This window comes from Halomonas sp. BC2 (genome assembly GCF_002078115.1).
In the GTDB taxonomy this organism is placed as follows: domain Bacteria; phylum Pseudomonadota; class Gammaproteobacteria; order Pseudomonadales; family Halomonadaceae; genus Vreelandella; species Vreelandella stevensii.
The window spans coordinates 153,261-161,518 of the sequence record NZ_LFGT01000013.1; the positions used below are offsets into that span (position 1 = coordinate 153,261).

An 8,258-nucleotide genomic window follows, 5' to 3' on the forward strand; every position below is an offset into this window, starting at 1 on the left:
GTCTGCTCCGGTTTGATACACCTGCCCGATCAGCGCCAGCAGCACACCCACCACGCACACCGCCATGCATAGCGCCAACTGCCTGCCCCTGGGCCGCCGAGCCTGCCACAGCGCCATGCCCACGGCCAGCAACAGCACGGCTTGCAGCAAGCCCAGCCGCGCCCAGCGTCCCATGCCTGCCCAGTGGTAGGCCACGAAAAACAGCAGCGCACCGGCAAGGGCCAGGCAGCCCAGCCAAGGCAGCAGCCGCATGAACAGCTGGTGCCAGTCCGCGCTCGCTGGGTAGCTCTGGGGGTTCTGCTCATCAACTCTTGAAGGCATACGCATGGAGTCCACAGGGGCCAAGGCCTTGGCCAGTAAGACATGACGCCAGTCAGCGCCAAAGCGATATAAAGGTTATACACTGACAAAGAAGTGGAGAACTTCTCCTCTCCTCCATCGTCAAAGGTGACGCTCTTCCTGCACCTTGGACATGTTCTTCTACGCAGAGGCTCCCCCATGCTGATAAAAATTGCCAAGCCCAGTGATTTGAAAGAATCGGATGTCACCCCGGAATCCATCTATCTGTCGCGCCGACAATTCATGGGCGGCATGGCGGGGCTGGGGGCTGGGCTTGCGCTGTCGGGGCACGCCCGCGCCAATGCAGACTATTCGGATGTGCCAGCAGGCAGCGGCCCAAAGTGGCTGCAGCAAAAGATCGGCGATACCCAGTGGGGATCCGTGACCCCCAGCGACCCCGATACAGACACCCTCACCCCCTTCGACGATGCCAGCGGCTATAACAACTTTTATGAGTTCGGCACCGGAAAAACCGACCCCGCCCGCCGGGCTGGCAGTTTAAAAACCGAGCCCTGGAGCGTGGTGGTCGATGGCGAGGTGAACAACGGCGGCCGCTTTGCGCTGGAAGACCTCGTCAGCCCTACCCGGTTCGAAGAGCGCATCTACCGCTTGCGCTGCGTGGAGGCGTGGTCGATGGTCATTCCCTGGCTGGGCATTCCGCTGGCCGACATCATCACCCGCGCCGAGCCCACCAGCAAAGCCAAGTACGTGCGCTTCGAAACCCTGGTGGATCCAGAGCAGATGCCTGGCCAGCGCTCGTCGTTTTCGCTGATCGACTGGCCTTATGTAGAGGGCCTGCGCATGGATGAAGCCATGCACCCGCTGACCCTGATGGCGCTGGGCATGTATGGCCGCGAGCTGCCCAACCAGAACGGCGCACCGCTGCGCCTGGTGGTGCCCTGGAAGTACGGGTTCAAGAGTATCAAGTCGATCGTGCGCATTTCGCTGGTCGAAGAGCAGCCGATGAACTCCTGGCAGCTGATTGCCCCCAACGAGTACGGCTTCTATGCCAACGTCAACCCGGAAGTGGATCACCCCCGCTGGAGCCAGGCCACCGAGCGCCGCCTGCCCAACAGCCTGTTCAGCCCCAATACCATGGACACCCTGATGTTCAACGGCTACGCCGACGAAGTGGCCGAGCTGTATGCCGGCCTGGACTTGAGAGCCAACTACTGATGGCCACACCACGCACCTGGTGGCTATGGCGCGGCGGCGTGTTCCTGGCCGCGCTGGCCCCCCTGCTGTACTGGAGCGGTCAGGTGGCCAGCAACGCCGCAGGCCCGGAACCCGGGCGCTACCTGCTACTGAATCTGGGCATTGGCGCACTCTGGCTGCTGCTGATGACCCTGAGCCTGACCCCGCTGACCAAGCTCACCCGCTGGAAAGGCTTCAACCTGATCCGGCGGCAGTTGGGGCTGTGGACCCTCGCTTACGCGACTCTTCACCTGCTGAGCTATGCCCTGTTCATTCTGGGGCTGAACTGGGCCCTGCTGGGCAGTGAGCTGGTCAAGCGGCCTTACATCGTGGTGGGCATGATCGCCCTGCTGGGGCTGGCCGTGCTGGGAGCGACCTCCAACCGCTGGTCGATGCAGCGGCTGGGCAAACGCTGGAAGCCCCTGCACAAGTTTGCCTACGTCATCCTCGCTCTGGTACTGCTGCACTTCTTCTGGGTGGTACGCGCCGACCTGCGAGAATGGGCCGTGTATGCCGCCGTTTCCGCCCTGATCATGGCGACCCGCCTACCGCCGGTGGCACGCACGCTGCCCAAGCTGCGACAGCGTGCCAGTCAGTTCAGGTAGCACTAACCGAACACCCGACGCAAATGGCGACGATACTCCGCCTTGTCGCGCTCGACGTCCGGAGCCTTGATGACATCGTTGGCGATGAACGTGGGCTGGGCGGCCAGCCCGACGAACTGCTGGGATTTGTGGAACGCAAAGTAGACGCCATCGACCCCGCGCCCTTCAAAGAAGTTGCCCGGCTCATCGAAGGCTTCGGCGGGGGCATTCCAGGTCAGCGACAGCATGTAGTGGCGGCCCTGAAGCAGCCCGCCACTGCCGTACTGTTTGGAAGGGTCCTGACGCGAACGGCCATCGCTTGCGTAAAGCGCGCCATGCCCCTCAGTAAAGACTTCATCGATATAGCGCTTGACCGTCCAAGGCGCGCCCATCCACCAGCCGGGCATCTGGTACACGATGGTGTCGGCCCACAGGTAGTGCTGCACCTCGGCGGCGGGCTCGTAGCCTTGCTCGATGACCGTCTCGCGCACTTCATGCCCCAGTTCCAGCAGGGTTTCCTTTGCAACGGCATGCAGGGTATTGTTGAGTTCACCACCAGAGTGGGCAAACGCCTTACCGCCATTGATCAACAGTATCTTCATGACTGACACCTCACTGTGTGTTTGACTGGCCCGCCTAATGATAAGCAGCGGAGCATTGTGTGGGCGCTATTGTGCAGTGAACAATGCCATGAAAACAGCGTACTTCCCGCAAGAGACTCTTGCTCAAAAATCAACAATTACTTGCCACGACCAGGTCTGATATTCATGAAAAGTACTCTGGAAGAGCAGCAAGCCTTCATTACCGTCGTGGACTGTGGCTCGATCACCGCCGCCGCCGAGCAGTTGGCCATGACGGTCTCCGGCGTCAGCCGCGCCCTGTACCGGCTGGAACAGAAGCTGGGCACCACGCTCCTGCGCCGCACCACCCGACGGCTGGAGCTGACGGAGGAAGGCGACACCTTTCTGGCCCACTGCCGCAGCATCCTGGCCGCCGTGGAAGCGGCCGAAGAGGCCGTGCAGGACCGCCATCAGCAGCCCAGCGGGCGGCTGCGCATCAATGCCGCGCCCAGCTTCATGCAATTCGTGGTGGTGCCGCTGATCGAGGAGTTTCGCGCCCGCTACCCGCAAATCACCCTGGAGCTGGATACCCATGACCGCTTTGTAGACCTGCTGGAACAGCGGGTCGACCTGGCCATTCGCATTGGCGCGCTGGAAGATTCGTCGCTCCATGCGCGCCCCCTGGGCCACAGCGCCCTGCGCGTGCTGGCCAGCCCCGCCTACCTGGCGCGCCATGGCACCCCCTCTCAGGTAGCGGAACTGGCCCAGCACACCCTGCTCGGCTTCAGCCAGTTGGACCACCTCAACCGCTGGCCGTTGAACGGCGCCAATGGCCAGCCGCTGCACATCGCGCCCACCCTGGCGGCATCCAGCGGCACCACCCTGCTGGAGCTGGCAATCTCAGGCGTTGGTATCGTTTGCCTGGCCGATTTCATGACCCAGGCACCCCGCCAGCGTGGCGCGCTGGTGGAAGTGTTGCCCGACCACACCACGCTGATCACACAGCCCATCCATGCCGTCTACTACCGGCAGGCCACGCTTTCCCATCGCACACGGCTGTTCATGGAGTTTCTGGCCGAGCGGTTGCCACCGCATTACGTTTAGCAGTGCGCTACGGGCCAACATCGCTTAATCCACACCGCTGCCCTAAGATGCAGAGATAGCACCCCACCCACACGAGGCTACCCATGACGGTTGCTGCGCTGAACGCCCCGCTCTTTGCCCCCCATACCCACGGCGCCTGCTGCTGCGGTTCACCGCTACTGCAACAGTTTCACGAACGGCTAATGGCCGACGTGAGCCGTCGGCAGGTATTGGGGGGGGCACCGCAGCCGTCCATGCTGGGCGCGTCGCAAATCAAGCTGATGATGGGCGGCAGCGTGGCTTCCCTCTACGACCCACTCGATAGCACCCAGTTTACCGAACGCGAACTGCGCGCCGCCGTGGAGGCCGCCGACGACTGGGGCACCGACATCCTGTTCAGCCCTCAGAATACGCCCAACCAATTGCGCCAGCTCGCCAAGCAGGCATTGCCATCATCGACCGAAACGATGTAGCGGCCTTGTGTCTGAACACGCTGACCGCCCCGGTGCAGCACGCACGAGCTAGGCACATCGACCCGAAGCCGACCACGAGGGAGAACGGCGGCATTGGAAAGGCTGGTCTCGGCATCATCCAGCTCGGCCAACAGCTTGATGACGCGCTCGTAATAGGCCGCCCCGTCAGCCGTGACGTTCACTTTTCGCGTCGTTCTGTTGAGCAGCGTAACCCGCAGGCGCGCTTCGAGATACTGAACCTGCTGCGTCACGCTGGTTCGGCTGATCTGCAGTGTGTCAGCAGCCTTGGTAAAGCTGCCGGTTTCCACCACGCGGGCAAACGCCTGCATGGCATCAAAGCGATCCACGGTTGTCTTCCCTCCATGATTGTTTGGCCACAGCAAACAATGTTGATCATGATCCCGCGTTTATCCACACGCACGCCAGATTTACAGTGCTCCCACCATGAATCAAGGGTCGATCACGACCTACGAACAGCACTAGTGGAGAGACTGATGGCTAATCGTGATGTCGTTTTCCCGAACGGACGCCAGGATTTGTACTACCACAACGGCTACTCTGCTGCGGTACGCTCGGGTGATTTTCTGTTTGTCTCGGGCCAGGTAGGCAGCCGTGAAGATGGCTCACCGGAGCCAGACTTCGCCGCCCAGGTGCAGCTGGCCTTCGACAATCTGGCCAATGTCCTGAAAGCGGCCGGCGCCAGCTTCGAGGATATCGTCGACGTGACCAGCTTCCATACCGACCCCGAGGCCCAATTCGCTACCGTGATGGCAGCCAAGGCCCGCGCGTTCCCAGCAAAGCCCTACCCCAACTGGACGGCGGTCGGCGTCACATGGCTGGCGGGATTCGACTTTGAAATCAAGGTCATTGCAAGGCTGCCCACGACTTAGCCAATACACTTCAAATGATGCGTATCAAGTGAAGGGGCAGCACTCCCCCAACGCGATAGCTCCTCATTTTTGGACTCCTGATGGATCAGCTAAATCTCGACTACACGGTGGTCATTTTTGCCTGTCTCGCCTTTACTGCCGGATTGGCAAGGTCCGGAAAGCCAATCCCAGTCAGTGAAAGGGCCAGCTAGTACGAACACTGGGGGTGTGAGTCGGCGATCACACCGCCCGCTGTCGACCCTTGCCTCACCGAACACCCGAAGCGGCGTTTAAAACCCCAACAAGCGGCGGCGTATCGGCCGAACAGCCACTATCATCAGCACTGCCAAGGCCAGCCACTCTAACCAGTGCGGTAGCAACTCTTGCACTTGTTTTGCCTGCTCCATTGGGCTCCAGCCAGCCATGCCAACGGCCACATCAAATAGCCAACCTACCAGCACCGTAACGCAGAGCACACTGGCAAGGTACACTGCCAGGGCAGGAGTGCCCAACTCACGGCGCAAGATAGCCAGCGTAGCCAAGCTGGTAATCGGCCCTGCCAGCAAGAACACCAGCGCCATTCCAGGGGAGATCCCCGCCAACAACAGCCCTGCTGCCACTGGCGTCGCCGCTGCCGCGCAAATGTAAAGCGGAATACCCACCACTGCCATCAGCATCAGCGCCCACAGGCCACCCGAAAAACGCACCAACGTATCCGGCGGCACCAGCGTGACCAGCACACCGGCCAGCAGCAACCCGGCAAACATCCACACACTGATGTCGTCCAGCAGATCGCTAAACGCATAGCGTAACCCTGCCCTAAGGCCGCTCGGCTCATCGACGTGTGCGCGTTGATCATGGCAACCACTTGAAGCGCAGCAGCCACCGGAAACCGCGGGGGCGGGTGCTGCTACGGCGGCTTCACGGGTCAAGCCTACTAGCAGGCCTGTCACAATCGCCGTTACCAACGCGCCGCCCACACGCACCAACGCCATCAGCGGGCCTAGCAGTGCGCTGGTGAGCAGGATCGAGTCCACACCCACACCAGGGGTGCTGATCAAAAACGAGGTAGTAGGCCCACGCCCTGCGCCACCACGGTGCAGCGCAATGGCGGTGGGAATCGCCCCACAGGAACACAGCGGCAGCGGCATACCAATCACCGCCGCCCGCACAATACTGCCAAGACCGCGCCCGCCCATCCAGCGCTGCAGCAGGCTGTCCGGTAGCCAAGCTTTAATCATCCCGGCAATGACCAGTCCCAACAGCAGCCACGGGGCTGCCGTTAGCGCAATTTGCAGCAGCTCGGCTATCAGCGTCATGTCATCACCTGCTTGTCCACTCTGGGAATAAGGGCTAGCCTAAACCCTGTCATCGTTACAGGGTCAAGCCAATGACACTCATCTACCGCATTGGAGAGGCGGCTACCCGCACAGGCTGCTCGCCGGAGAGTATTCGTCACTACGAAAAGCTGGGCCTGCTACCACCCCCGAAACGGGGTGAGCAGGGCTATCGTCATTACGACCAGGCAGCCCTTGAGCGCATCAGCTTCATTCGTCATGGCCGCAACCTAGGGCTAGACCTGCACAGCATCCAAGAACTGCTGGCGCTCTCCGACCGCCCTGACACCGACTGCGGCGCCGCTGATGCCATCGCCAGTCGTCATTTAGCGCATATGGAAGCGCGCATTGCCAAACTGCAAGCGCTGGCGGATGAACTACGCCAAGTGATTCATCAGTGCCGGGGCGGCAAAGCTGCCGACTGCCAAATCATTCAAACACTGTATGAGCACCAGCCTTCTTGCATCGACACTACCTGTGGTGAAAGCCAACCTTTATTAAAATGACGCTCGGCCATAGCCAAAAGGAATTACATATGATCGAAACAAGGGAAGAACTCGACGCCATCAAGCAGTCCTGCCATGCCATGGTGACGCGCAGCGCCGGCCTCTCCGCAGGTACGGCGATGATTCCCGTGCCGGGGCTGGACATTGGCTCGGACGTGGCGATCCTGATGCGCATCATCCCCAAGATCAACAGCCAGTTTGGGCTAACGCCGGAGCAGATCGACCGCCTGGATACCGAAAGCAAGCTGTTCGTCATGACCGCCATCTCCAATACCGGCAGCAAGATGGCGGGCAGGTACATCACCAAAAACCTGATCGTGACCCTGCTCGGCAAGATGGGCATCAAAGTTGCCGCCAAAGGCACCAGCAAATTCGTCCCGCTGATTGGCAGCGCCGTGGCGGGCGGCATCAGTTTTACCGCCATGAAATACATGGGCAACAGCCACATCGAAGACTGCTACAAGGTCGCGTTGGCCGCCCTGGAAAACCGTCAAATCGAACCGATGGCCGACGCCGACCCCGAGGCGCCAGCCGATGACTCCCACCCGACCGAGACGCCGTAGCGTCGACCAACAAGGAAATCCAATGCCTGCTTATGTCGTTTTAACCCGTGAACACACCCACAACAGCGAAGAAATGCAGCGCTACAGCGAAAAGGCCAAAGCCGCTCGGGAAGGCCACGACCCGCAGCCACTGGCCTTCTACGGAGACTTCGAAGTGCTGGAAGGCAGCGCCATGGAAGGCGCCGTGATCCTGCGCTTCCCCGACATGGCCGCCGCCCGCGCCTGGTACCAAAGCCCCGCCTACCAGGAAGCCCGCCAACACCGCTTCCTGGGCGCCGATTACCGCGTCTTCTTAGTAGAGGGTATTGAAGAGATGTGATGGCGCAACAAGTCACCCTCGATGGGAATGAACTGGCTGGCGGCGTTGATCAGGGAAGCGGCGGTGAGCTGGGGCACGCCGTAGACTTCCACCCGTTTGCCGTGGGCCTCACGGATCTTCTGCGCCAACAGGTCGAAGTCGCCATCGCCGGAGACCAGCACCACCACATCCGCCTTCTCGGCGTATTCGATGGCATCGAGGGTGATGCCTACGTCCCAATCACCCTTGGCGGAGCCGTCCGCTCGCTGAATGAACGGCTTTAACCTGACCTCGAAGCCAATCGAACGGAGGATATTCTGGAACTCACGCTGCTTGGCATCGCCCTTGTCGATGGCATAGCAGCGGGCGGCCAGCACCTCCCGGTTCGCCGTTGCCTTGGCCCAGAAACGACGGTAATCGAAGTGCCTGCCGTAGGCGTCGCGTACGGTGTA

The 8,258-nt window shown here is 61.1% G+C and carries 13 protein-coding genes; 8 read left to right on the forward strand and 5 right to left on the reverse strand.

Translation table 11 applies throughout. From position 1 onward, the window contains the following. A partial coding sequence (locus B7L71_RS17355) for a DUF2157 domain-containing protein (RefSeq protein WP_249273234.1) occupies positions 1-321 on the reverse strand: 321 nt, incomplete at its 3' end. 177 nt (positions 322-498) lie between these two features. Here B7L71_RS17355 and msrP point away from each other — a divergent pair. Both msrP and msrQ read left to right on the forward strand, forming a co-directional pair. Continuing rightward, complete coding sequence (gene msrP / locus B7L71_RS10630) at positions 499-1,515, forward strand: protein-methionine-sulfoxide reductase catalytic subunit MsrP (RefSeq protein WP_081137832.1); 1,017 nt, start codon at positions 499-501, stop codon at positions 1,513-1,515. Beyond that, positions 1,515-2,138, forward strand: a complete 624-nt coding sequence (gene msrQ, locus B7L71_RS10635; protein WP_081137834.1) for a protein-methionine-sulfoxide reductase heme-binding subunit MsrQ — start codon at positions 1,515-1,517, stop codon at positions 2,136-2,138. The genes msrP and msrQ overlap by 1 nt, the downstream gene beginning before the upstream one ends. A gap of 2 nt (positions 2,139-2,140) precedes the next feature. Here msrQ and B7L71_RS10640 read toward each other — a convergent pair whose 3' ends face one another. Then, complete coding sequence (locus tag B7L71_RS10640) at positions 2,141-2,719, reverse strand: NAD(P)H-dependent oxidoreductase (protein ID WP_081137836.1); 579 nt, start codon at positions 2,717-2,719, stop codon at positions 2,141-2,143. Positions 2,720-2,884: 165 nt separating this feature from the next. Here B7L71_RS10640 and B7L71_RS10645 point away from each other — a divergent pair, with 165 nt between their 5' ends. Then, positions 2,885-3,781 (forward strand): LysR family transcriptional regulator, encoded by an 897-nt coding sequence (locus tag B7L71_RS10645; protein ID WP_081137838.1) that lies wholly within the window; start codon positions 2,885-2,887, stop codon positions 3,779-3,781. Positions 3,782-3,864: 83 nt separating this feature from the next. Next, the gene (locus B7L71_RS10650) at positions 3,865-4,233 is read left to right on the forward strand and encodes a hypothetical protein (protein WP_081137840.1); all 369 of its coding nucleotides are present in this window, start codon (positions 3,865-3,867) and stop codon (positions 4,231-4,233) included. On the opposite strand, the gene B7L71_RS10655 is transcribed toward B7L71_RS10650, so the two are convergent. After that, positions 4,164-4,562 carry a LysR family transcriptional regulator gene (locus tag B7L71_RS10655; protein ID WP_249273235.1) on the reverse strand — a complete coding sequence of 133 codons (399 nt, stop codon included), beginning with the start codon at positions 4,560-4,562 and terminating at the stop codon, positions 4,164-4,166. The two genes, B7L71_RS10650 and B7L71_RS10655, sit on opposite strands and share 70 nt — an antisense overlap. A gap of 165 nt (positions 4,563-4,727) precedes the next feature. Between B7L71_RS10655 and B7L71_RS10660 the strand changes: the two genes are divergently transcribed. Continuing rightward, the gene (locus tag B7L71_RS10660; protein WP_081137842.1) at positions 4,728-5,123 is read left to right on the forward strand and encodes a RidA family protein; all 396 of its coding nucleotides are present in this window, start codon (positions 4,728-4,730) and stop codon (positions 5,121-5,123) included. Between the two features lie 269 nt (positions 5,124-5,392). Here B7L71_RS10660 and B7L71_RS10665 read toward each other — a convergent pair whose 3' ends face one another. After that, entirely contained in the window at positions 5,393-6,421 is a 1,029-nt protein-coding gene (locus B7L71_RS10665; protein ID WP_016914772.1) for an SO_0444 family Cu/Zn efflux transporter, read from the reverse strand. A gap of 71 nt (positions 6,422-6,492) precedes the next feature. Here B7L71_RS10665 and B7L71_RS10670 point away from each other — a divergent pair, with 71 nt between their 5' ends. Genes B7L71_RS10670 through B7L71_RS10680 form a run of 3 tightly spaced genes read left to right on the forward strand, consistent with a single transcriptional unit; the run spans position 6,493 to position 7,827 of the window. Further along, entirely contained in the window at positions 6,493-6,945 is a 453-nt protein-coding gene (locus tag B7L71_RS10670; RefSeq protein WP_016914773.1) for a MerR family transcriptional regulator, read from the forward strand. Positions 6,946-6,974: 29 nt separating this feature from the next. After that, entirely contained in the window at positions 6,975-7,508 is a 534-nt protein-coding gene (locus B7L71_RS10675) for a hypothetical protein (RefSeq protein ID WP_016914774.1), read from the forward strand. Between the two features lie 22 nt (positions 7,509-7,530). Continuing rightward, on the forward strand, positions 7,531-7,827 hold the full coding sequence (locus tag B7L71_RS10680) for a DUF1330 domain-containing protein (RefSeq protein WP_081137844.1): 297 nt from the start codon (positions 7,531-7,533) through the stop codon (positions 7,825-7,827). Here the strand turns inward: B7L71_RS10680 and B7L71_RS10685 are convergent. Continuing rightward, positions 7,788-8,258, reverse strand: a 471-nt coding sequence (locus B7L71_RS10685) for a LabA-like NYN domain-containing protein (protein WP_081137846.1), incomplete at its 5' end; no start/stop codon positions are given. The two genes, B7L71_RS10680 and B7L71_RS10685, sit on opposite strands and share 40 nt — an antisense overlap.

Coding starts and splice junctions, on each gene's coding strand:
- msrQ (WP_081137834.1), top strand. CDS start 1,515: ATGGCCACACCACGCACCTGGTGGCTATGGCGCGGCGGCGTGTTCCTG.
- B7L71_RS10660 (WP_081137842.1), top strand. CDS start 4,728: ATGGCTAATCGTGATGTCGTTTTCCCGAACGGACGCCAGGATTTGTAC.
- B7L71_RS10665 (WP_016914772.1), bottom strand. CDS start 6,421: ATGACGCTGATAGCCGAGCTGCTGCAAATTGCGCTAACGGCAGCCCCG.
- B7L71_RS10670 (WP_016914773.1), top strand. CDS start 6,493: ATGACACTCATCTACCGCATTGGAGAGGCGGCTACCCGCACAGGCTGC.
- B7L71_RS10680 (WP_081137844.1), top strand. CDS start 7,531: ATGCCTGCTTATGTCGTTTTAACCCGTGAACACACCCACAACAGCGAA.
- B7L71_RS10645 (WP_081137838.1), top strand. CDS start 2,885: ATGAAAAGTACTCTGGAAGAGCAGCAAGCCTTCATTACCGTCGTGGAC.
- msrP (WP_081137832.1), top strand. CDS start 499: ATGCTGATAAAAATTGCCAAGCCCAGTGATTTGAAAGAATCGGATGTC.
- B7L71_RS10675 (WP_016914774.1), top strand. CDS start 6,975: ATGATCGAAACAAGGGAAGAACTCGACGCCATCAAGCAGTCCTGCCAT.
- B7L71_RS10650 (WP_081137840.1), top strand. CDS start 3,865: ATGACGGTTGCTGCGCTGAACGCCCCGCTCTTTGCCCCCCATACCCAC.
- B7L71_RS10655 (WP_249273235.1), bottom strand. CDS start 4,562: ATGCAGGCGTTTGCCCGCGTGGTGGAAACCGGCAGCTTTACCAAGGCT.
- B7L71_RS10640 (WP_081137836.1), bottom strand. CDS start 2,719: ATGAAGATACTGTTGATCAATGGCGGTAAGGCGTTTGCCCACTCTGGT.